Below are 21,135 nucleotides of genomic sequence, written 5' to 3' on the forward strand. Positions count from 1 at the left end.
GGAAAAGTACAACAGGTGCAAGTCGGCTGGCCTCGCCGCTCAGGCGACAGGCGGCAAGCCGAGTTCCTGCAGCACCTGCGCGGTGTCCTGCCCGAGGCTCGGGCCGGTGCGCACGATGGCACCCGGTGTGGCCGACAGGCGCGGCACGATGCCGGTCTGCACGGTGTGGCCCAGCTGTGGGTGCGGCACCTGCTGCAGCATCTGTCGCGCCCGGAAATGCGGGTCCTGAAAGATGTCGGCAATCGTGTAGACCTGCGTGGCTGGCACCTGGGCCTGCTGCAGCATCTGCACCAGCGCAGCGGTTTCAAAGCCCCGGCTCCAGTCGGCAATGATGGCGTCAATGGCCCGCATGTTTTCGGGCTTGCCACGCACTTGGATGGTCTCGAAGCGCGGGTCGGTCAGCAGATACGGCTTTTGCATCAACGCCACCAGGCGTTGCCAGATCGGCTGGCTGTTGGCCGCGATCAGCACCCAACCGCCGTCACGCGCCGGATACGAGCTGTTGGGTGCCATCGACGGCAGGTTGGCACCCTCGCGCATCGGCACGATGCCCAGTTTGTCGTGCGCGGGCACGATGGGCTCCATTTGCGTGAAGGCGGCCTCGTACAGAGCCACATCAACCACCTGGCCCTTGCCCGTGTGCTGGCGCGCATGGATGGCAGCCATGGCACCAAAGGCAGCATAAACCGAAGACAAATAATCGGTCGTGGCCAGTGCCACCCGGGCGGGCGGCCGGTCGGGGTCGCCTGTCATGTGGCGCACGCCACCCACCGCTTCGCAGATCGCACCGTAGCCGGGCTGAGCGGCATAAGGCCCGTCCTGGCCGAAGCCGCTGATCCGCACCATGACCAGGCCCGGGTTGCGTGCCGACAGCGCCTCGTAGCACAAGCCCAGGCGCTCCATGACGCCGGGGCGGTTGTTCTCAATCACGATGTCGGCGCGCGCCATCAGCTCGAAAGCCAGCTCGCGACCCTGCTGTGTCTTGAGGTCGAGCACCACAGAGCGCTTATTGCGCAGGATGGATGCCGCGTACAGCGACACGTTGTCGATGTGCTGCCCCATCTGCCGCACCGGATCGCCCTCGGGCGGTTCGATCTTGATCACGTCGGCGCCAAAGTCAGCCAGCAACCGGGCGCAGGCAGGCCCGGCAATGGTGGTGCAGACCTCGATGACCTTGAGGTCGGTCAGCGGGCCCTGGCGCTGCGCCAGCGCTGCGCCGGTTTCCGGATGGACAGCGGCGTTCATGCGCGCACTCCCCGCTGGCCCAAAAGGCGCACCGCCTCCTGCGCCGACTCGTCCAAGCGCTGGCGCGTGAGCCGAACCACGGCATCCACATCCCCGGCCTCCAGCGCCAGCACCGCTTGGCCCCAGAGCTGGGCCGAGCGTTGCCGCCGCTCCGGCGAAGCCAGACCCAGCTTGCTGTAGCGCAGGGTTTGCAGCGAAATCGAGGTCAGCATGCGCTGCAAACGGCGGTTGCCGGTCAGCCGAGCCACCAGAATCAGCAGGCGGTAGGTGGTCTCGGCGTATTGCTCGCCTGCATCTGCGTCTTGAGCCAGCGCTTGCAGGCGTTGGGTGCCGCTCAGCATCAACGGCACGAGGTTCGGATTGGGCTGGTCCATGAGGCGGCGCACGGCCACCTCGAACAGGCCTGCGCGGATGTCCAGCAGCTCGGTCAACTCCTGCGCCGTGAGCTCGGTCACGATCGCGCCGCGACGCGCCAGCAGCGTGACCAAGCCCTCGCGTTCGAGGATGCGGATCGCCTCACGCACCGGCCCGCGGCTGACCTGAAACTCGTCGGCCAACTCCTGCTCGGCAATGCGCTCACCGGGCTGCAACCGTTCCTCCAAAATGCGCTCGCCCAACCGCGCCGCGATCTGCTCGGGCACGGTCAGTGTCGGAACGTCCTGATCGGCAAACAGCCGAAACGCGACCGCACTCTCCCAATCGGCCAACAAGTTTTGCGGAATGTCCTGGGGGTTCATGGCAACCTTTCAGTCGAGTGTGACGAGCCACTGCCCGTCTTGAACCGCCTCGCCTTCGGCCACCAGCACCTCGCGAACCGTGCCCGCCGAAGGTGATTCGATCGGGATTTCCATCTTCATGGATTCAACGATCAGCAGGGTCTGCCCGGCCTCGACGCTGGCGCCGGGCTGCACCTCGACCTTCCAGATACTGCCGGTGATTTCGGAAAAGACTTTTTTCATGGCTTGATTTTTTAATATGAACAATCAGATTGTTAACAATATTAAAAACAACGCCATACAGGAAAACCCTTGAAAAACTGCCCCCCGGCCCACGGCTCAATCGCGCAGGCGGACCGCCGCTGGCGGCAACGCAGGTGACGATGCCATCGCGAGTGCTGCGTGGCGATCCACGGACTGCCGCGTCACCTCGTTTCTCGCCGTGTCAGCCGTTGAATCTCCATCAACTCCAACGACCACGCCCGCGCCATCGATGCCCATAATCTGAGGCAGCGTAGGGGTGATGCCAGCGTCGCTGTCGCGCATGCAAAGGTCCACCCGGTTGAGCGTGGCCGCATGCATGCGAACCCGTCATGAAAAGATCGGGCGCAGCCCGACCACACAGGCCGAAGACGTGTTGGCCGCAAAGCCTGAGGCACCAGCTAGCGGGGCTGCGTTTACACCATGGGTTAGCCAGGCACCATGGCCAAACCCCATCAGCCCTTCTTGGCCACCAGCGTCAGGATATCGTAACTGGCCACTACTTCGCCCAGCTGGTTGGTCACTTCCACATCCCAAGCGACCACGCCCTGCCCCACGCCGTTGGCGTCTTTCTTTTGGCGGTCGATCTTGCGTTTGGCTGTCAGGCGAGCCTGGATGGTATCGCCGATGCCCACGGGCTTGACGAAGCGCAGCGTGTCCAGACCGTAGTTGGCCAGCACCGGGCCGGGTGCTGGCGAGACGAACAGGCCCGCAGCGGCCGACAGCACGAAGTAGCCGTGCGCGATGCGTTTGCCAAATGGCGAATCCTTGGCGGCGATCTCGTCGAAGTGCATGTAGAAATAGTCGCCCGACAGGCCGCCAAAGGCCACGATGTCGGCCTCGCCCACAGTGCGGCGGTGGGTGAGCAGGCTCTCGCCGATCTGCAGGTCTTCAAAGTAACGGCGGAAGGGGTGAACCTCGGTCTCGATGAGTTTGGCGCCGCGCATGTACTCGCCCGTCACAGCGGCGATCATGGTGGGCGAGCCCTGCAGCGCGGTGCGCTGCATCAGGTGCTTGACGGCGCGGATGCCGCCGAGCTCTTCACCGCCACCTGCGCGGCCGGGGCCGCCGTGCTTGAGGGGCGGCAGAGGCGAGCCGTGGCCTGTGGATTCCACCGCCGATTCGCGGTCCAGGATGTGCAAGCGGCCATGCAAGGCGGCCGCCACCGGGATCACTCGGGCTGCGGTTAGAGGGTCTTTGGTCACCAGCGTGCCGACCAGGCTGCCCTGACCGCGTGCGGCCAGCTGCAGCGCTTCGTCGATGCCGTCATACGCCATGAGCGTGCTCACGGGGCCGAAGGCTTCCACGTCGTGCACGCTGTCGGTTTGCAGAGGTTTCTGGCACAGCAGCAGCGTGGGCTGGAAGAAGGCGCCGCCTTCGACGCCCTGCCCCTCGGGTTTGAAATCGGCACCGCCGCCAAACACCAGCTCGGCGCTTTGGCGCAGCAGAGCCACGCGCTCGGCCACATCAGCCTGCTGCGAATGCGAGGCCAAAGCCCCCATCTTCACGCCTTCGACCGACGGGTCACCCACCACCACTTTGGCCAGTCGTGCCATGAGTTTTTCAGCGACAGCGTCCAGGTGCTGGCGCGGCACGATGGCGCGGCGGATCGCGGTGCATTTCTGACCGGCCTTGACGGTCATCTCGCGCGCGACTTCTTTGACGAACAAATCAAACTCTTCGTCGTCGGGCGTGACATCGGGCGCGAGGATGGCGCAGTTGAGCGAGTCAGCCTCGGCGTTGAAGGGGATGCTGTGTTTGATCACATTGGGGTGCACGCGCAGCATGGCAGCGGTGTCGGCCGAGCCGGTGAAGGTCACCACATCCTGGCCGTTCAAACGGTCGAGCAGGTCACCGGTGGAGCCGATCACCAGCTGGAGCGAACCCGCAGGCAGGATGCCCGATTGCTCGACCAGGCGCACCATGGCTTCGGTCAGGTAGCTGGTGGACGAAGCGGGTTTACCGATGCAGGGCATGCCCGCCAAAAAGCTGGGCGCGAATTTTTCGAGCAGGCCCCAGATCGGGAAGTTGAAGGCGTTGATGTGCACCGCGATGCCGCCACGCGGCACCAGGATGTGCGTGCCCGCAAAGCCACCTTTTTTGCCGAGCGGGAACGCCGGGCCTTCGTGGATCAGGTTGCCGCTGGGCAGCTCGTTGCTCCCGATGCTGGAATAGGCAAACAAAGTGCCCGCGCCGCCTTCGATGTCCACCCAGCTGTCGGCGCGCGTGGCACCCGTGTGGGCCGAGATGGCGTAGAGCTGCTCTTTGTGCTCGCCCAGGTACTTGGCCAGGGCCTTGAGGCGCTGGGCGCGTTCCTGAAAGTCCAGTTTCAGCAAATTGGGCAGGCCCACGGTGCGGGCGTAGTGCACCGCGTCGCCAAAGTCGATGGCCTCGGCGTGGGTTTGGTAAACGGTCTGGCCGTTGAGGGCGCTGCGCAGCTGCTGCGCGCCTTGCTGGCCGATCCACTGGCCACCGATGAAACTTTGCAGGACTTGGGACATGGGAAGATGCTTTCAGAAAAGAACAAAGCCCGGTCCACAAGAATTAACCAACCGAGCGGTCGGGGAATTCTAGTCGGTTTGCCCTTTGAGCCCAACAAGAATTCGAAGGGCTGACTTTTGGAGGCTGCCCAGTCCTTCAAAGACGCCAGATCACAGCCAATTAACCAGGGGTTTACCCTAATCAAAAGACCAGCCGCCATGGTTTTAGAAAATTAGTATGCATGCTTATAATCTCACCACTTTCTTCATGTTCACCTGTTGGAGTTTCCATGAGCACTGCGCCTTCTCAACTTCCCGTCATCGTCGCAGGCGGTGGCATTGGCGGTCTGGCCGCCGCCCTCGCCCTGGTCCGCCAGGGCTTTGAGGTCACGGTGCTGGAACAAGCCCCCGAGATCGGCGAGATCGGCGCGGGCATCCAGCTCGGTCCCAACGCCTTCCACGCCTTTGACGCATTGGGCGTGGGCAACAAGGCCCGGGGCCGCGCTGTGTACACCGACTACATGGTCATGCACGACGCCATCGACGAGTACCAGGTCGGCAAGATCGAGACCGGCGAAGCCTTCCGCAAGCGTTTTGGCAACCCCTACGCCGTGATCCACCGGGTGGACGTGCACCTGTCACTGCTCGAAGGCGCACAGGAAACCGGCAAGGTCCAGTTCCACACCAACACCCGCATCGTCTCCATCGAACAGGACGAAGCCAACAACACCGTCACCGCCATCGACCAGAACGGCAAGCGCTGGACAGGCCAGGCCCTGATCGGTGCCGACGGCGGCAAGTCGGTGGTGCGCCAGCAGTATGTGAACGACCCACCCCGCGTGACCGGCCATGTGGTGTACCGCGCCGTGGTCGACAAGAAGGACTTCCCCAAGGACCTGCAGTGGAACGCCGCCAGCCTCTGGGCTGGCCCCAAGTGCCACCTGGTGCACTACCCGTTGCGTGGCGGTGAACAGTACAACGTGGTCGTGACCTTCCACAGCCGCCAGCAAGAAACCTGGGGCGTGACCGACGGCTCCAAGGAAGAAGTCGAGAGCTACTTCCAGGGCATCAGCCCCAAGGCACGCCAGTTGATCGAGTTGCCCAAGACCTGGAAGCGCTGGGCCACCGCCGACCGCGAGCCGATTGGCACCTGGGTGTTTGGCCGCGCCACCATCCTGGGCGACGCCGCCCACCCCACCACGCAGTACATGGCGCAAGGCGCGTGCATGGCGATGGAAGACGCCGTCACGCTGGGCGAAGCCCTGCGCGTGAACAACAACGACTGGACGAAGGCCCTGGCTTTGTACGAGCGTTCACGCGTGGCGCGCACCGCCCGCATCGTGCTGTCGGGCCGCGAAATGGGCCGCCTGTACCACGCCGCTGGCGTGGAGCGTCTGATCCGCAACTCGCTGTGGAAAGGCCGCACCCAAGAGCGCTTCTATGATGCGATCGAATGGTTGTATGGCTGGAACGTCAACAACTGCCTGGCCCAGGACTGAACCCCAAGGAGACCTTTCATGCAAGAACTCGGAAAACTCGAAGACCTGCCGCAGGACTACCGCGACGATCTGAAAAACCTGAACCTGGTGCCCCTGTGGCCCAGCCTGCGCGGCGTGCTGCCCCCCAAGGTGCCCACCCGCCAGACCCAGCCCACCTGCTGGGCCTACAAGGACATCAAGCCGCTCTTGCTCAAAGCGGGCGAGCTGACCCCGATTGAAAAAGCCGAGCGCCGCGTGCTGGTGCTGGCCAACCCCGGCCACGGCCTGGAAAAAATGCAGGCTTCTGCCGCCATGTATTTGGGCATGCAATTACTCATGCCCGGCGAATGGGCCCCCAGCCACCGCCACACGCCCAACGCGGTGCGCATGATCGTCGAAGGCGAAGGCGCTTACACCACGGTGGACGGCGAGAAGTGCCCGATGAGCCGAGGCGACTTGATCCTCACGCCCACAGGCCTGTGGCACGAACACGGCCACGACGGCACCGATCCCGTCATCTGGCTGGATGTGCTGGACCTGCCGCTGGTCTATTACATGGAGGCCAGCTACCACATCAACGGCGAGCGCCAGACCGTGGTGCCTGGCCAGGGCGACAAGCAATACGCCCGTGGCGGCGTGGTGCCCAGCCATGTGTTCGAGCGCAGCAAGAAGGCTTACCCCATGCTGCGCTACGCCTGGAAAGACGCGAAGGCCGCACTGGAAGCCATGGCTTCGGACGACGCCGCGCTGGAGCAAGTACAGGTCACCTACGTGAACCCCGAAACCGGTGGCGATGCAGAAAACATCCTGGGCTTTTACGCCCTGATGCTGCGCCCCGGCCAGACGCTGCGCTTGCCTGCCCGCTCACCGGCACAGGTGTTCCACGTGATCGAAGGCGCTGTGCAAGCGCAGATCGTGAACAGCACCTTCACCCTGGCCGAAGCCGACACCTGCTGCGCCCCGGGCTACGAAGCCGTGACGCTGAAAAACCTGAACGCGAACCAAGCCGCCTTCATCTTCATCGCCGACGAATCGCCCCTGCACCGCAAGCTCGGTGTTTACGAGAACCGCGGCTGATTGGTCATCCTCGGGCTTGACCCGAGGATCCATGGATGCCCGATCAAGTCGGGCATGACAGCTGGATTTTTTCGGCATCACTGCCTTTTTATTGAACAACCCCATGACCTCTTATCTCTTCAATCCCCCCGCCGTCCAGTCCCTGCCCATTCGTGGCAAAACCGAGCGCTTCCCGATCAACCGCATTTTCTGTGTGGGCCGCAACTACCATGCGCACGCCGTCGAGATGGGCCGCCCCGTCGACAAGAGCGTCGAGCAAGCCTTCTACTTCACCAAGTCGCCCCAGACCCTGGTGGAGAGCGGCGCCACCATCGCCTACCCACCCCGCACCAACAACTACCACTTCGAGATGGAACTGGTGCTGGCCATTGGCAAAGCAGGCTTTCGCGTGAGCGATGCCAATGCGCATGAGCTGGTCTATGGCTACGCCGCGGGGCTGGACATGACACGCCGCGACCTGCAACTGGTGGCGCGTGACAAAGGCCGCCCCTGGGACACCGGCAAGGACATCGAAGAAGGCTCGGTCTGCTCCGAGATCGTGCCCATGCCCGGCGTGGTGATCGAGCACGGCGCGATTGCGCTGGAAGTTAACGGTGCCACCAAGCAGTCATCCAACGTGGACAAGCTGATCTGGAACATCCGCGAAATCATCACCGACCTGTCCACCTACTACCACCTGCAACCCGGCGACCTGATCTACACCGGCACGCCCGAAGGCGTGGGTGCCGTGGTGAGCGGTGACAAGATCACCGGCCGCGTCGAAGGTGTGGCCGAAATCGCCCTGACCATCGGCGCTGCCGAGTAAGCACCACTCAGGCTACCCCCACTCTCTTGTTGATGCCTTTTCGGCCATCCCCGGGATGGTCGAAGGGGTTTTTTCGCGTCCGAATGCCAAAAACGCGCTTTTTTCACACACAAGCAATGACACCGATGAACGACTCCGGGCAGGAAGCCCGACGCTTAAGCACCGTGCGCTGGGTGCTGGTTCTGGCCACCGTGGGCCTAATTTTTGACGGCTACGACCTGGTCGTTTATGGCGCCGTGGTCTCCACCTTTTTACGCGATGCCAGCCAGATCGGCACCGTGACCCCCGGCATCGCCGGAGCCTTGGGCAGCTACGCCTTGTTTGGTGAGGCTGTCGGCGCGTTTTTGGCCGGTTCGGTGGGCGACATCATCGGGCGGCGCAAAGTCATGCTGGCCTCTTACGCCTGGTTCTCGGTCGGCATGGGCCTGACAGCCTTATCCACCAGCACCCAGACCTTTGGCTGGATGCGCTTTGTCACGGGCATCGGCATCGGCTCCTTGGTGGCCACCACGGCAGCGCTGGTGTCCGAATACGCACCCAAGGACCGCAAGAACCTCTACATCGCCATTTGCAACGGGAGCATTCCGCTGGGCAGCCTGCTGTCGGCGGTGCTGGCCATCTTGCTGCTGGAACACATCGGCTGACGCGGCATGTTCTGGATCGGCGCTGTTCCGATGGTCACCCTGCTGCCGCTGGCGTATTTCAAGATGCCCGAATCGGTCGCCTGGCTGGCCGCCCGTGGACGCCTAGAGGAAGCGCGTGCGCTGTCCGAGCGCACCGGCGTGGAAATCCCTGTGGCCAGCCACCAGGCCACCACTGCGCGCAGCACCGGCAAGAGCGGCTTCGCGGGTCTGTTCAGCCGCGACTACCTGTTCCCCACACTGGTCTTGGGTTGCATGAGCGCCACCGGCTTGCTGCTGGTGTACTCGCTCAACACCTGGCTGCCCGAGCTGATGCTGCGTGCGGGCTACAACGCCAAAGGCTCGCTGTCCTTTTTGGCAGTGCTCAATGGCGGCTCGCTCTTTGGCGCGCTGGCGGCCTCACGCGCGGCCGACCACTTTGGTCCCAAGCCGGTGGTGGCGGCCAGCTTTGCCACGGGTGCCGCCGCGCTGGTGGTGCTGATCTTCAACTTCGAGTTGGCCGCCCTGCTGGCGGTGGTGGCCGTGGTCGGTCTGGGCACCAGCGGCACGCAAACCCTGATCTACGGCTTTGTCGCCAATTACTACCGCACGAATGTGCGTGCAGCCGGCGTGGCCTGGTGCGCAGGCTTTGGGCGCGTCGGCGGCATTGGTGGTCCTTTGCTCGGAAGCTTGCTGATCGGGGCCGGACTGGAACTCGACTATATTTTCTATATCCTGGCCGGTCTGGGCCTGTTGGGCATGTTGCTCACTTTGCTGGTGCCGCTGTCGCGCAATGCGCTGCCAGCACCCACACGGCACGCCCGGACCCCACATGCTTTGTCCACCCCCGCAAGGAACTGACCCCATGAAACTCTACAACTTTTTCCGCAGCGGCACCTCGCACCGCCTGCGCATCGCCCTCAACCTCAAAGGCATCGCCACCGACTATGTGGCCGTCGATCTGCGGGTGGAAGAACATCTGAAAGACGCCTTCAAAGCGGTCAACCCGCAGCAGCTGGTGCCCGCGCTCGACACGGGTGAGCAGGTGCTGATCCAGTCGCCCGCCATCATCGAATGGCTGGAAGAAAAATACCCTACGCCCGCGCTGCTGCCCACCGATGTCAACCAACGCGCCCATGTGCGTGCCCTGGCCGCCATCGTCGGCTGCGACATCCACCCCATCAACAACCGTCGCATTCTGGAAACCCTGCGCAAGCAGTTCGGAGCCAACGAAGAAGCGGTGAACGCCTGGTGCGCCACCTGGATCAGCGCAGGCTTTGACGCCTACGAAGCGCTGATCGCGGCCGACACACAGCGTGGCCGCTTCAGTTTTGGCGACACGCCCACCATTGCCGATGTGTATCTGATCCCCCAGGTCGAAAGCGCCCGCCGATTCAAAGTGGACCTGACGCAATGGCCGCAGATCATGGCGGTAGAAAAGGCTTGTATGACACTGGAGGCCTTTCAAAAGGCTGCGCCGGGTCAGCAGCCGGATGCCTGAGCGACACGCCTCAAAAGCAAGGGCCCCCAGGGGCCCTTTTTTGATGAAACGCTGGGAAGCCAATTCTGTTCTGTAGAGTTAGGCAACCTACTTAAATCCGCTGCGATGGTCCGGACACGACCCGATGCGGTCGTCGACGAACCCACAATGAACTTCCGCTCCTGGTTAATAGCGAAGTTCAGAACAGGCGTTCGGCCGCAAATCAGCGGACCTGCAAAAGTCCTAGATTTCCCCGGAGATGCCAAAGCAGGTATGCAGGCAGGCCGAACTCGTGCATCGGCGCGCCCAGCACGACATGGCCATGTGGCTGCATCTCAGCGATCTAGCATCATCCCGAACCATCTATGCGGCTTGCCCGGCTCCAGTGAACGCGGCGCTGAGCGCCGAATTCACTGATTTCAATGACCCCGGCGTGGACTGCGTGCATTCACACCGAAGTCATGCTGCCCGATGGCAGTGGTCAGTTCAGTAGGTGATGACCGGCATTTGGCCGGTGCGGATGGCTTCGGCCAGTTCGATCTTGACCTGTTCGCGTGTCTTGCCCTGGGCCACCGGTTTGGCCGGGTAGCGGCCAGGGAAAAGTTCATTGGCTTTCTTGCCGCTCTCTTGGTCGATCACGATGTCGCCGGTGCGGATGGCTTCGGCCAGCTCGGCTTTGACTTGCTCGCGGGTCTTAGCTTCGACGACCGGTTTGGCCGCGTAGCGGCCAGGGAAAAGTTCATTGGCTTTCTTGCCGCTCTCTTGGTCGACCACGATGTCGCCGGTGCGGATGGCTTCGGCCAATTCAGCCTTGACCTGTTCGCGGGTTTTGGGGGCCGAAGCATCAAAGGCCAGGGCATGGCCAGCGGACAGGGCTGCCACGGCAAGGGTCAGGGCGGAGAGGGTATAGCGGTTCATGATCGGTTTCCTTTCGGTTTCAAGAAACGGCCGATCTGTCAACATGACAGAGCTTCTGGCCGGGTCGATGGACCTTCGTGTGGAAAGCACTGCATCGATGGGATGAACTTTAAAATTTCTGATTCGAGGGAAAAACAGCCAATAAAACATTGGGTCATTTCCAAAAGAGAAATAATGCAAGCTCTTGAAGAGCCTGTAAGGAGCGCTGGATGGACCGACTGCAGTCGATGCGTGTTTTTGAGAGCGTGGTGGACGAGGGCGGCTTTGCCGCTGCAGCGCGGGCGCTGGACATGTCGGCCCCCGTGGTCACCCGGCTCGTAGCCGACCTGGAAGAACACTTGGGCACGAGGCTGTTGCAGCGCTCCACTCGGCGCCTCTCACTCACCGAGGCTGGCCAGCAATACCTCAGCCGCATACGCCACATCCTGCAGGACATCGATGATGCCGATGCGATGGCGAGTTCGCACACCACCGAGATGGCCGGCGTACTGCGAATCCAAGCGCCGCCCCTGCTGGCCACCTATGTTGTCGCGCCTTTGCTGGGCCGCTTTCGCAGCCAGTACCCTGCGGTGCGGATCGAGCTGCATGTGTCGCCCGTGACCGAGCCAGCCATTGAGGACTTCGACATCACCTTGCTCGGCACCGATGACAACTTCGACGCTGACATCGTGGCGCGCAAGGTCATCGAGTCAGAAGCTTTCCTGGTCGCTTCGCCGGCTTACCTGCAGCGCCGTGGGGAGCCACGCAGGCCAGCGGAGCTGGCGCACCATGATTGCCTGAGATTGAAATCGCCCCAAACCCGACCACGCGTTTGGCGTTTGTGGAGTCCTCAACGAGAAGAACAATGGCAGGATGTGGAAGTTCAGCCTGTTTTGTTGTCCAACCACATGGACACGCTGTTGCGCGCTGCGCTTGATGGCGCCGGCATCATGTCTTTGCCCTTGGATATCGCGGCACCTTACCTCTCACAAGGCACTTTGGTTCGGGTGCTCTCTCCCTGGATCACAGGGCGGCTGGCCTTGTATGCGGCATTGCCGAGCCGTAAGTTCATTCCCGACCGGACACGGGTTTTTCTGGAGTATCTGATCGAGCAAACAAAGCTTCAGACCGACAAGGCCTTGAAGGCATTCACTTCAACGAAAGCGGATTCCGTTGGTTGAGCCACCGACGCACGCGGGCCGCGGTTCAGCCTGAAATTTTCAGATGCCTTCAAATGGAGAAAGCGTGTCGATGGACGCCTGCAGACTGACCATCGACGCGCTAGGTCGGTTCCATCACACGGGTTTGGAGTGCGTTTTTCATGAATGCGGCGGCTTGGTTGCTCAATCGGGGCAAATGGGCAATCTGGTCTTGCTCGATGTGCTGCAGCACCATTTCGTTGATTCCACCAATCAGCCCAGTGGCCAGCCATTGCGGGATCGGAGTTGAGCGATGGTTGGCGGCGGCCGCCAGAAGTACCCCCGCTAGTCTTTCCATTGCCAAGCGCCTGGCGACCAGCCCAGCAGGTCCAAGCGCAAGGATCTCCACAAACAACGCGCGCAGTAGCAAGGGATTGGCGGCCAAGGTCTCCAGATAGAGCCTGATGGTCAGATCAATCTGCGAACTCCAATCTCGCTTGGGATCGATGCTGGCACGCAGCGTGGCCTCGATCTTTTGCGCAGAGTGGTTGAACAGCGCGATCAGGCAGTCGGTCTTGTCCTTGAAGTATTGGTAGAAGGTCCTCTTGGACACATTCGCCTCGCGAACGATGTCTGAAGTCGTGAGTTGCGCGTACCCGTGAGCAGTGACCGCGCGTGCCATTCCCTCCAGCAACCGGGTGCGGTGTTCATCGTCAGGGATCTGTGGTCGGCTCATGGTTCGAGTATCTCATGCTCGGTACTTGACAGTACCGAAAATCGGCGTAGAATTTTGATTATGGTACCAATTGGTACCGAACTAGAGAATGCCATGTTGAATCAACAAAATCGATTGCTTGCCAGGCTGACACTCAGTGCCTTGATGGGGGTGGCAGCTTGCCTTCCCACGCTGACACATGCCGAAGCTCTCAACTTCGAAGAAGCCGCCCATCGACTGCAAGCCAATTCAGATCGCCTGGCAATGACTCGCTTTTCTGTTGAGAGCGCACAATTAAAAGAGCAGGCCACTCGGCATCTGGGTGGTCCCGTGGTGACCGCAGGAGCTGCGGCTTTCCGCTTCCAGGGCGCCGTACAGGGCATTGATCTGACCCCCCTGACGCACACGATCGGTTCGTCGATTGCAGCGTTGCCGGCGCCGCTGGCTACCGGTTTGGCACACTTGCCGCCACTTCCGAACAGCCTCGATCTGAGCACGCAGCGCAGTGGCAATACCTCATCCGTCTCGGCCATATTGCCGATCTACACCGGTGGCGCCACCACGGCAATCAAACAGGCCTTGCAAGCCAAAACCGAAGAGGCCCGGGCAGACGGCCGCCAGGTACAACAGGAAGTGTTCAATGAGTTCGTGCAGCGCTACTTCGGCGCCCAACTGGCTGAACGCGCCGCCGGATTGCGTGAAGTGGCCTACCGGACCGTCCTGGAGCATGACGCCGCCACGCAGCGAATGCTGGAAGCAGGCCTTGTCGCACAGGTCGAGCGACTCCAGGCTCGCGCAGCGATGGAGGATGCCAAGCGTAACGCCCTGAAGGCCCGGGATGACGCTGAGTTGGCGTCGACGGCGTTGGCCAGAACCCTTCGCAACGCTGAGCGGATTCAACCGATGAGCCCGCTGTTCGTGATCAGTTCGCCGATCGAGCCGCTCGGCTACTTCACTGACGCGGCCCTGGAACGTCACCCGGGATTGGCCAAGGTGGCTGCCAAGAAGCGTGAAGCCGAGCAAATTCATGCGCTGGAAGAGTCTCAGAAGAAGCCTGCGGTGTTCGCCTTTGGCCAACGCCAACTGCGCTCCTCGGACCAGGCCAATTGGGTTGTGGGCGTCGGGGTCAGCTGGAGGTTGTGGGGTGGCGTGGACCGCTCCTTAATGAGCGAAGCCTCTCACCGGCTCATCGAGATGGCGGACAGCCAGGACAAGCAAGCCCGAAATGACATTGCCTTGCTGGTCGAGAAACGTTGGATGGCCGTCGACCAAACCCGGCGCCAGTTCCTTGCGCTGACCCCGAGTCTGGAGTTGGCCAATGCAGTCCTCCAACTCAAGACCAAGGGCCAGAAGGCGGGTACCAACTCCACGCTGGAACTGATCGACGCCGAAGTGAACCTGGCCAAAGCCAAAACGGAACAGGCGCAAGCGGCTTACGACTATGTCAAGGCGCTCGCCGATCTCCTTGAAGTGTCTGGCCTGTCCGATCAATTCGGCAGTTACATGGCTCGTGCCGATCTGAAAGTGCAATGAGATGAACAAGAAACTACCCATCACTCTGGCCATCATCGGCGCAGTCACCGTTCTCAGCGTGGGCCTATGGAAGGCCCAACAGCCTGGCGCCGAGGCGTTCCAGGGGCAAATGGAGGTTCAGGAAGTAGACGTCGCTTCCAAGGTCAGTGCCCGGATCGCGGACATCTTGGTCAAGGAAGGGGATGTCATCACGGTCGGCTCGCCGCTGATTCGCCTGGACAGTCCTGAGGTGACCGCAAAACTGGCGCAGGCCACTGCGGCCCAGGAGGCTGCGCAGGCCACCGCGGCCAAGGCACAAAATGGCGCCCGCCCCCAGGAGGTGGAAATCGCCCGTCTGAACTGGCAGCGCGCATTGGCGGCGGCGGACCTGGCACAGGCGTCGTTCAAGCGGATCGAAGGATTGGCCAGGGACGGCTTGATCGCTGCGCAAAAGCGCGACGAGGCCGAAGCCAATTTCAAGACAGCCCGCGATCAAGCCCTGGCTGCACAGGCCCAATACGAGATGGCTCGCGCCGGGGCCCGTGCCGAGGACAAGCAAGCTGCCGCCGCACAGGCGCGTCAATTGGCTGGAGTCGTAGCTGAAGTCCAGGCGGCCAAGGCCGAGACGGAACTCAAGAGCCCAGTGGCCGGCGAAGTCGTCAAGGTGCTGGGGCGCGTGGGTGAAATTTCGCCCCAAGGCGTCCCCGTGGTCACGGTTGCCAACATGGCAGATCAGTGGGTGGTGCTCAACGTGCGCGAAGACAAACTCGACAAGTTCGCCGTCGGCAAAGAATTCGATGCCACCTTGCCTGCCCTGAAAGGCCGTAAGGTTCGCTTCAAGGTCTACCGGGCAGCAGTCCTGCCTGATTTCGCCACGTGGCGTGCCACCAGGTCCGATCAGGGCTTTGACATCAAGACCTTCGAGGTGCGTGCCCGTCCGACCCAAATGATCGAGGGCGTTCGCCCAGGCATGTCCGTGCTGGTCGAGTGAATTGACCATGCGCCACTTCTTCAACAGCACTAGGCGGGAGGCCCGTCGCCTTGGTCAAAGTCCCTGGGACTTGGCGATGGTGACTTGGGTGCCTGTATTGGCCGTGGTGTTGGTCGTTTGGATATTCTCCAGCGCCATCCCCAGGAACCTACCTGTTGGCGTGATGGATGAAGACCATTCCGCGCTATCGCGACAACTGGTCCGCATGCTCAACGCCTCGCCTGGCATGCAAGTGGTGGACGAATTCGACAGCGAGTCCACGGCCCAACTTGCCCTAAGAGAGGTGCGGGTCTACGGGATGATCAACATCCCCAGGGACTTCGAGAGAGACATCAAGCGCGGGATAAAGACGGAGGTCATTCTGCGTCACAACGCTCAGTTCGCCACGCATTCGAGTCTGCTGCAGCGGGATGTACGCACGGTGGTTGGGACCCTGGCCGCCGGCATCGAAATGTCTGCTCGAAACAAGCGAGGTGAATCGGCCCAACAGGCCAAGGTCAGCTTTAACCCGATCCAAATCCAATCGATCGCACTGTTCAACGGGTCTGGCAACTACGAAAAGTACCTGACTGCCGCCGCGATCCCCGCCATCCTTCACATCCTCGCGATGACGGCTGGGGCTTGGGCGGTCGGCCGTGAATTCAGGGACAGGACGCTGGGGCAGTGGCTGCAGCACGAGGGGCCGCGGGCCGTCGGAGCAGCCTTGCTGGGCAAGCTGGCGATTCCCTGGGTGACCCTGACCAGCGTGGGCGCCGCGGCGCTCTGGTACATCACGACCGGGCGTGGCTGGGACATCCCTGGGAGCCTTCTCTGGATCTGCTTGGCCATGACCTTACTGATGGCGCTATCGCTGGCCGCGGGTGCAGCGGCGGCCACTCTGACCAAGTCCTTGCGCACTGCGTTGTCCGTCACGGGGCTTTTGACCGCCCCGGCATTCGCGTTCAGCGGTATGAGTTTCCCGCTGAGTGCGATGCCTGACAGTGCTCGGATGTGGGCGACCTCCATGCCGTTCACCCACTACATCCGATTGCAGACCGAGCAATTGCTGATGGGCTTAACCTTCGGCGCGAGTGCCGCCACACCTGCTGTATTCCTGCTGGCCACCCTAGGGTTGCTCGGGCTGGCGGCCTTGGGCTTGGTCCAGGCTCGCGACAAGCCATCGACCTGGGGAGCGCGTTGACATGACCTCGCACCATCCCACTTCGCTGAGGTCAGGGTTCGTCGCAACGCTGAGGGACGTCTTGCGCGACAAGGGCGCATTGATGATCTTTGTGGCTGCGCCCCTGTTCTATGCTTTCTTCTACCCCTGGTTCTTTGGCCCGGAGGTCGTGACCCGGATCCCGGTGGCGGTTGTCGACCAGGATCACTCGGCGCTTTCACGCTCGATTCATCGTCTGGCACTTGCCAATCCTCGCATCGAGGTCAAGGCAGTGGGGGCGGATGAGCGAGCCGCGCAAGCCGCCATGAGTCGTGGTGAGATTGATGGCTATCTGGTCCTGCCCGACGACCTGAAAGCCCATGTTGCCAGGGGAATGCCCGCTATGGTGACCGTGGTCTCGAACGGGGCCTATCCCCTCATCAGCAAGGCAGTTCAGTACGGCTTTTCTGAGGCCGTGGGCGCAGCCTCGGCAGGTGTTGAGATCAGGCAGCGAGAGGCCAAAGGACAGAGTCCCCGCCAAGCCGGCGAGAGCCGCACTCCCGTGGATTTCCGGGCCATGGCGCTGTTCAACCCTACAGAAGGCTATAGCAGCTTCATTGTTCCTGCCGTTGCCTTGTTCATCATGCACCAGACCCTCCTGATGGGCGTGGGTATGCTGGTGGCGACCTGGGTCGAACGAGGCGCGGCTTATGCCAGTCCAATGGCCTGGATCGGGCGCTGGCTGGCATTCCTGTTGCCGGGATTGGTGTCTGGCCTGTTCTATTTCGGATGGGTCTTTTGGCTCTACGGTTACCCTCGCGCTAACAACGTGGCTGGCTCCCTGGTTTTCCTGGTCCTGTACGTGTCGGCCATCGTGACGCTGGGGTCACTTGTGGGCCTGTGGTGTAGAGATCGCGAACGGGTCCTTCAAGTCCTGCTTTTTTCGACATTGCCGATGGTGTTTCTTGCCGGATTTTCCTGGCCGCCAGAAGCGTTGCCGCTCCCGTTGCAGTATCTGCGGTGGTTGATACCGACAACGTCTGGAGTGCAGGCTGCATTGCGCCTGAATCAAATGGGAGCCCCTCTGCAAAGCGTGATGCCCTATCTCGGTTGCCTGTTGGCACTGACCGTGGTGGCCGGCAGCTTCGTCTTGAAATTCGGCGGTAAGCCGCAGGGCGATTGAGGACGGAGATACTTGCACACGCGCAGGCAATGGGCTGCTGTGAAGGCACGCTGCTGGTTCGAGGAAGAGCCACGCGTCGACTTCATCCGCAATATCGCCCCCTGGGACGCCGACGATCTGGACGCTGATCGCAGCCGAGGATTGCGATTGGACTCTGAGCGGCCGTTGATCAAAGTTCTGCTGACGGCAGCTTTTGGCCGGGTTCTGCCGGCCAAGCGTTACTGACTGATGTCGGCTTGCAGCCTGAAACCGTCATTGCCCACCCCAGGTCATTAGTAAGTACCAATACCTCAGAGTTTTTCCGTGCTGCTGTGCATGGTCTGGGCAATCTGCTCCATGGCGAGCGGGGCTGGTTGAAGCCACAAATACGTTGACCAGCGTCTGCTGTGTCAGGTCAGATACATAGCCCTTAGCCAGTTGTTTTCTCAAACACAGTCTCATAAAACCTTGACGCGAATCCGCGACAATTGAGGCTCTAATGACGAACACCATGCACACCAAGAATTTCTCTCTCCTCTCTGTTGCCCTGGCCATTGCCGTGGGCGCCCTGGTCCCAAGCTCTGGGGCTTTCGCCGCCAAACACAACAAAACCAAAGCCACGGCCTCCAAGCCCGCCGCCTCCAAAAAAGTGGCCGTGGCCGCCAATGCGCTGCCCCCGCTGGCAGCACAGGTCGCGTTGGCGGTCAATCCGCCTGCACTGCCCGCCAAGGCCTGGTTGTTGATGGACTTTGACTCCGGCGAGGTGCTCGCCTCGGCCAACGCCGACGAGCCGCTGCCGCCCGCATCGCTGACCAAAATGATGACCAGCTACATCGTCGAGCAAGCGTTGCGCTCGGGCAAGCTCAAGCCCACCGACCTGGTCACCGTGAGCGAAAACGCCTGGTGCCGCGGCACCAGCGCCGAATCGTGCATGTACCTGCCGCTGAACAGCCAGGCGACGGTGATCGACATCTTGCGCGGCATCATCATCCAGTCAGGCAACGACGCGTCCAAAGCGATTGCCGAGCACATGGCCGGCTCCGAGGCGGGCTTTGCCAAATTGATGAACGCCGAAGCCCAGCGTCTGGGCATGACGCACACGACCTTCGTGAACCCCACTGGCTTGCCCGATCCCGCGCACAAATCGTCTGCGCGAGATCTGGCCATCCTGGCGCGGGCCATCATCAAGGACGGCGCCGAGTACTACCCGCTCTACGCCGAGCGCGAGTTCAAGTACAACGGCATCAAGCAAGGCAACCGCAACGCCTTGCTTTACACCGACCCCTCGGTGGACGGCCTCAAAACCGGCCACACCCAAGAGGCTGGCTTCTGCCTGGTGACTTCGGCCAAGCGCAATGACATGCGCCTGATCTCGGTCATCCTCAACACCCACAGCGCCCAGGCGCGGGCAGACCAATCGCGCACCCTGCTGGGTTGGGGCTTTGGCAGCTTCGAGAAAGCCATACCGATTGCAGCCAACGCAGTGGTCGGCACAGCCAAGGTCAGCTTCGGCAAGGCCGACACCGTGGCCGCTGGTCTGGGCACACCCTGGATGCTGACCGTGCCACGCGGCACGCAAGTACAGACCGCCGTGCAGCTCAACCCCGGTCTGGAAGCCCCCGTGGCCAAGAGCGCGGTGATCGGCAAAGTGGTGGCCACTGCCAATGGCAAGCCGGTGGGGGAGGCACCGCTGGTGGCGCAAGCCGATGTGGAGCGCTCGGGGCTGCTGCTGCGCGGCTGGCAACACCTGCTCAAGCTGATCGGGCAATAAGCGCGAAGGGCGCAGAGCCGGGGGCTGTGCCCGCCCCAAGGCATCGCTTAAAGCATGCGGGCCAAAGCCGCTTGCAAATGCTCAGATGGCAATCGCTTGAAGCCGGAGCGGGCAAAGCGCTGCAAGCGGCCTTGCATGAAGGCCACCAACAAGGAGGCGGCCACTTGTGCGTCCGCGGTGGGGGTGACCGAGTCGTTGGCTTTGAGGGATTGACGCAGCTGCGCCTCCACTTTGTCAAACAGCAAATTGATGCGCTCTTGCAGGCGTTCGTGCTCCAGCACAAGCGCGTCGCCAATCATCACGCGGCTCATGCCCGGGTTTTTCTCGGCGAACTGCAGCAGCAAGGCCACGATCCGACCCGCTTGCACGGGGCCTGCTGGCTCACGGTCTGTCACTTGCCGGATCAGGCCGATCACGGACTGGTCGACAAAATCAATCAGTCCTTCAAACATCTGCGCCTTGCTGGCAAAGTGGCGGTACAAAGCCGCTTCGCTCACGCCAATCTTGGCAGCCAGACTGGCCGTGGTCACGCGCTCGGCACCAGGCTGCTCCAGCATGGCGGCCAGGGTTTGCAGAATCTGCAAACGCCGCTCGCCCGGACGCGGGCGTTTGCGTGCAGGCGCCGTTTCATCGTCTGTAAAGCGTTGGCTGGCTGTTTCTGAATCTGACATGTCTCCCCCTCACTCTTTTTGATTCGCCTGCTCGTGCAGCAACGCGAAGACCTCAGCGGCTCTTGATCATGGTGCCGAAGGCTTGCTCGGACAACACTTCCAGCAGCATCGCATGAGGCACGCGGCCATCGATGATGTGCACCGCGTTCACACCGCTCTTGGCGGCATCCAGGGCCCCTGCGATTTTGGGGATCATGCCGCCGCTGATGGTGCCGTCGGCACACAGCTCGTCGATGCGGGCGGGTGTCAACTCGGTCAATAGCTGACCTTGCTTGTCGAGCACACCACGGATGTTCGTGAGCATGAGCAGCTTTTCGGCTTGCAGCACGGTGGCCAGTTTGGCAGCCACCACGTCGGCGTTGATGTTGTAGCTTTCGTTGTTGACGCCAAAGCCAATGGGGCTGACCACGGGGATGAAGGCGTCATCTTGCAGGCACGTCAGGATCGAAGGATCAATGCTTTCGATCTCGCCCACTTGGCCCACATCGTGTTCTTTGCTCGGGTCCTGGCTGTCCACCAAGCGCAGTTTTTTGGCTCGGATCAGGCCGCCGTCACGGCCCGTGAGGCCCACGGCCTTGCCGCCTGCGCGGTTGATCATGCCCACGATGTCTTGCTGCACTTCGCCGCCCAGCACCCACTCCACCACTTCCATGGTCTCGGCATCGGTCACGCGCATGCCCTGAATGAATTCGCCGGTTTTGCCCAGGCGCTTCAAGGCCGTTTCAATTTGCGGGCCACCGCCGTGCACCACCACCGGGTTCATACCCACCAGCTTGAGCAGCACCACGTCTTCGGCAAAGGCTTGCTGCAAGGCTGGGTCGGTCATGGCGTTGCCGCCGTACTTGATGACCAGGGTCTTGCCGTGGAACTTGCGGATGTAGGGCATGGCCTGCGCCAGGATCTGGGCCTGGTCATGCGGGGCAACGTTGGGGGCAGCGGTGTTGTCGGTCATGGTGCGTCGCGAAGTTTCAAAAAAG

At 61.9% G+C, this 21,135-nt stretch carries 19 protein-coding genes and 1 pseudogene; 11 read left to right on the plus strand and 9 right to left on the minus strand.

Features of this window, described 5'->3' with window-relative positions; genetic code table 11:
• Positions 1 to 39: 39 nt before the first annotated feature.
• The 5 genes from ACZ5RT_RS12615 to paaZ form a co-directional block, all read right to left on the minus strand.
• Positions 40 to 1,245, minus strand: coding sequence for a CaiB/BaiF CoA transferase family protein (locus tag ACZ5RT_RS12615; protein ID WP_464452699.1), 1,206 nt, complete (start codon positions 1,243 to 1,245; stop codon positions 40 to 42).
• On the minus strand, positions 1,242 to 1,982 hold the full coding sequence (locus ACZ5RT_RS12620) for a GntR family transcriptional regulator (protein ID WP_464452700.1): 741 nt from the start codon (positions 1,980 to 1,982) through the stop codon (positions 1,242 to 1,244). The genes ACZ5RT_RS12615 and ACZ5RT_RS12620 overlap by 4 nt, the downstream gene beginning before the upstream one ends.
• Positions 1,983 to 1,991: 9 nt before the next feature.
• On the minus strand, positions 1,992 to 2,204 hold the full coding sequence (locus tag ACZ5RT_RS12625) for an acyl-CoA carboxylase biotin carboxyl carrier protein subunit (protein WP_464452701.1): 213 nt from the start codon (positions 2,202 to 2,204) through the stop codon (positions 1,992 to 1,994).
• Positions 2,205 to 2,300: 96 nt separating this feature from the next.
• A complete protein-coding gene (locus ACZ5RT_RS12630) occupies positions 2,301 to 2,543 on the minus strand; it encodes a hypothetical protein (RefSeq protein WP_464452702.1) in 243 nt (80 codons plus the stop codon).
• Between the two features lie 134 nt (positions 2,544 to 2,677).
• Positions 2,678 to 4,723: a phenylacetic acid degradation bifunctional protein PaaZ gene (gene paaZ, locus ACZ5RT_RS12635; protein WP_464452703.1), complete on the minus strand. Its 2,046-nt coding sequence runs from the start codon at positions 4,721 to 4,723 to the stop codon at positions 2,678 to 2,680.
• A gap of 269 nt (positions 4,724 to 4,992) precedes the next feature.
• Between paaZ and ACZ5RT_RS12640 the strand changes: the two genes are divergently transcribed.
• The 5 genes and pseudogenes from ACZ5RT_RS12640 to maiA all read left to right on the plus strand — a co-directional run bounded on the left by ACZ5RT_RS12640 (position 4,993) and on the right by maiA (position 10,183).
• Positions 4,993 to 6,201, plus strand: coding sequence for a 3-hydroxybenzoate 6-monooxygenase (locus tag ACZ5RT_RS12640; protein WP_464452704.1), 1,209 nt, complete (start codon positions 4,993 to 4,995; stop codon positions 6,199 to 6,201).
• A gap of 18 nt (positions 6,202 to 6,219) precedes the next feature.
• Positions 6,220 to 7,257, plus strand: a complete 1,038-nt coding sequence (locus ACZ5RT_RS12645; protein ID WP_464452705.1) for a cupin domain-containing protein — start codon at positions 6,220 to 6,222, stop codon at positions 7,255 to 7,257.
• Positions 7,258 to 7,360: 103 nt separating this feature from the next.
• Entirely contained in the window at positions 7,361 to 8,062 is a 702-nt protein-coding gene (locus tag ACZ5RT_RS12650) for a fumarylacetoacetate hydrolase family protein (protein ID WP_464452706.1), read from the plus strand.
• Positions 8,063 to 8,187: 125 nt separating this feature from the next.
• Positions 8,188 to 9,543, plus strand: a pseudogene (locus ACZ5RT_RS12655) (MFS transporter).
• A 4-nt stretch (positions 9,544 to 9,547) separates the two neighbouring features.
• A complete protein-coding gene (maiA, locus tag ACZ5RT_RS12660) occupies positions 9,548 to 10,183 on the plus strand; it encodes a maleylacetoacetate isomerase (protein ID WP_464452707.1) in 636 nt (211 codons plus the stop codon).
• Positions 10,184 to 10,648: 465 nt separating this feature from the next.
• On the opposite strand, the gene ACZ5RT_RS12665 is transcribed toward maiA, so the two are convergent.
• Complete coding sequence (locus ACZ5RT_RS12665; RefSeq protein WP_374351360.1) at positions 10,649 to 11,080, minus strand: DUF4148 domain-containing protein; 432 nt, start codon at positions 11,078 to 11,080, stop codon at positions 10,649 to 10,651.
• 209 nt (positions 11,081 to 11,289) lie between these two features.
• Here ACZ5RT_RS12665 and ACZ5RT_RS12670 point away from each other — a divergent pair, with 209 nt between their 5' ends.
• A complete protein-coding gene (locus ACZ5RT_RS12670) occupies positions 11,290 to 12,240 on the plus strand; it encodes a LysR family transcriptional regulator (protein WP_464452708.1) in 951 nt (316 codons plus the stop codon).
• A gap of 100 nt (positions 12,241 to 12,340) precedes the next feature.
• On the opposite strand, the gene ACZ5RT_RS12675 is transcribed toward ACZ5RT_RS12670, so the two are convergent.
• Positions 12,341 to 12,934, minus strand: a complete 594-nt coding sequence (locus ACZ5RT_RS12675; RefSeq protein ID WP_066692010.1) for a TetR/AcrR family transcriptional regulator — start codon at positions 12,932 to 12,934, stop codon at positions 12,341 to 12,343.
• 93 nt (positions 12,935 to 13,027) lie between these two features.
• On the opposite strand from ACZ5RT_RS12675, the gene ACZ5RT_RS12680 reads away from it, so the two are divergent.
• The 5 genes from ACZ5RT_RS12680 to ACZ5RT_RS12700 all read left to right on the plus strand — a co-directional run bounded on the left by ACZ5RT_RS12680 (position 13,028) and on the right by ACZ5RT_RS12700 (position 19,487).
• Positions 13,028 to 14,446 (plus strand): TolC family protein, encoded by a 1,419-nt coding sequence (locus ACZ5RT_RS12680; protein WP_464452709.1) that lies wholly within the window; start codon positions 13,028 to 13,030, stop codon positions 14,444 to 14,446.
• A gap of 1 nt (position 14,447) precedes the next feature.
• Entirely contained in the window at positions 14,448 to 15,416 is a 969-nt protein-coding gene (locus ACZ5RT_RS12685) for an HlyD family secretion protein (RefSeq protein WP_191819796.1), read from the plus strand.
• A 7-nt stretch (positions 15,417 to 15,423) separates the two neighbouring features.
• On the plus strand, positions 15,424 to 16,596 hold the full coding sequence (locus ACZ5RT_RS12690; RefSeq protein ID WP_464452710.1) for an ABC transporter permease: 1,173 nt from the start codon (positions 15,424 to 15,426) through the stop codon (positions 16,594 to 16,596).
• Between the two features lies 1 nt (position 16,597).
• The gene (locus ACZ5RT_RS12695) at positions 16,598 to 17,737 is read left to right on the plus strand and encodes an ABC transporter permease (RefSeq protein WP_464447237.1); all 1,140 of its coding nucleotides are present in this window, start codon (positions 16,598 to 16,600) and stop codon (positions 17,735 to 17,737) included.
• A gap of 490 nt (positions 17,738 to 18,227) precedes the next feature.
• Positions 18,228 to 19,487 (plus strand): D-alanyl-D-alanine carboxypeptidase family protein, encoded by a 1,260-nt coding sequence (locus ACZ5RT_RS12700; RefSeq protein WP_464452711.1) that lies wholly within the window; start codon positions 18,228 to 18,230, stop codon positions 19,485 to 19,487.
• A 47-nt stretch (positions 19,488 to 19,534) separates the two neighbouring features.
• On the opposite strand, the gene slmA is transcribed toward ACZ5RT_RS12700, so the two are convergent.
• Entirely contained in the window at positions 19,535 to 20,158 is a 624-nt protein-coding gene (slmA, locus tag ACZ5RT_RS12705; protein ID WP_464452712.1) for a nucleoid occlusion factor SlmA, read from the minus strand.
• A gap of 52 nt (positions 20,159 to 20,210) precedes the next feature.
• Positions 20,211 to 21,110 carry an acetylglutamate kinase gene (gene argB, locus ACZ5RT_RS12710; RefSeq protein WP_291926618.1) on the minus strand — a complete coding sequence of 300 codons (900 nt, stop codon included), beginning with the start codon at positions 21,108 to 21,110 and terminating at the stop codon, positions 20,211 to 20,213.
• Between the last annotated feature and the right edge of the window lie 25 nt (positions 21,111 to 21,135).

Source organism: Limnohabitans sp. TEGF003 (assembly GCF_055395455.1).

Bases quoted from the DNA above. Each gene is read 5' to 3' on its own strand.
- ACZ5RT_RS12670 (WP_464452708.1), top strand. From the start codon at position 11,290: ATGGACCGACTGCAGTCGATGCGTGTTTTTGAGAGCGTGGTGGACGAG.
- ACZ5RT_RS12680 (WP_464452709.1), top strand. From the start codon at position 13,028: ATGTTGAATCAACAAAATCGATTGCTTGCCAGGCTGACACTCAGTGCC.
- ACZ5RT_RS12625 (WP_464452701.1), bottom strand. From the start codon at position 2,204: ATGAAAAAAGTCTTTTCCGAAATCACCGGCAGTATCTGGAAGGTCGAG.
- ACZ5RT_RS12650 (WP_464452706.1), top strand. From the start codon at position 7,361: ATGACCTCTTATCTCTTCAATCCCCCCGCCGTCCAGTCCCTGCCCATT.
- ACZ5RT_RS12685 (WP_191819796.1), top strand. From the start codon at position 14,448: ATGAACAAGAAACTACCCATCACTCTGGCCATCATCGGCGCAGTCACC.
- ACZ5RT_RS12620 (WP_464452700.1), bottom strand. From the start codon at position 1,982: ATGAACCCCCAGGACATTCCGCAAAACTTGTTGGCCGATTGGGAGAGT.
- argB (WP_291926618.1), bottom strand. From the start codon at position 21,110: ATGACCGACAACACCGCTGCCCCCAACGTTGCCCCGCATGACCAGGCC.
- maiA (WP_464452707.1), top strand. From the start codon at position 9,548: ATGAAACTCTACAACTTTTTCCGCAGCGGCACCTCGCACCGCCTGCGC.
- ACZ5RT_RS12695 (WP_464447237.1), top strand. From the start codon at position 16,598: ATGACCTCGCACCATCCCACTTCGCTGAGGTCAGGGTTCGTCGCAACG.
- ACZ5RT_RS12700 (WP_464452711.1), top strand. From the start codon at position 18,228: ATGCACACCAAGAATTTCTCTCTCCTCTCTGTTGCCCTGGCCATTGCC.
- ACZ5RT_RS12645 (WP_464452705.1), top strand. From the start codon at position 6,220: ATGCAAGAACTCGGAAAACTCGAAGACCTGCCGCAGGACTACCGCGAC.
- ACZ5RT_RS12615 (WP_464452699.1), bottom strand. From the start codon at position 1,245: ATGAACGCCGCTGTCCATCCGGAAACCGGCGCAGCGCTGGCGCAGCGC.
- ACZ5RT_RS12640 (WP_464452704.1), top strand. From the start codon at position 4,993: ATGAGCACTGCGCCTTCTCAACTTCCCGTCATCGTCGCAGGCGGTGGC.
- ACZ5RT_RS12630 (WP_464452702.1), bottom strand. From the start codon at position 2,543: ATGCATGCGGCCACGCTCAACCGGGTGGACCTTTGCATGCGCGACAGC.
- ACZ5RT_RS12690 (WP_464452710.1), top strand. From the start codon at position 15,424: ATGCGCCACTTCTTCAACAGCACTAGGCGGGAGGCCCGTCGCCTTGGT.
- slmA (WP_464452712.1), bottom strand. From the start codon at position 20,158: ATGTCAGATTCAGAAACAGCCAGCCAACGCTTTACAGACGATGAAACG.
- ACZ5RT_RS12665 (WP_374351360.1), bottom strand. From the start codon at position 11,080: ATGAACCGCTATACCCTCTCCGCCCTGACCCTTGCCGTGGCAGCCCTG.
- ACZ5RT_RS12675 (WP_066692010.1), bottom strand. From the start codon at position 12,934: ATGAGCCGACCACAGATCCCTGACGATGAACACCGCACCCGGTTGCTG.
- paaZ (WP_464452703.1), bottom strand. From the start codon at position 4,723: ATGTCCCAAGTCCTGCAAAGTTTCATCGGTGGCCAGTGGATCGGCCAG.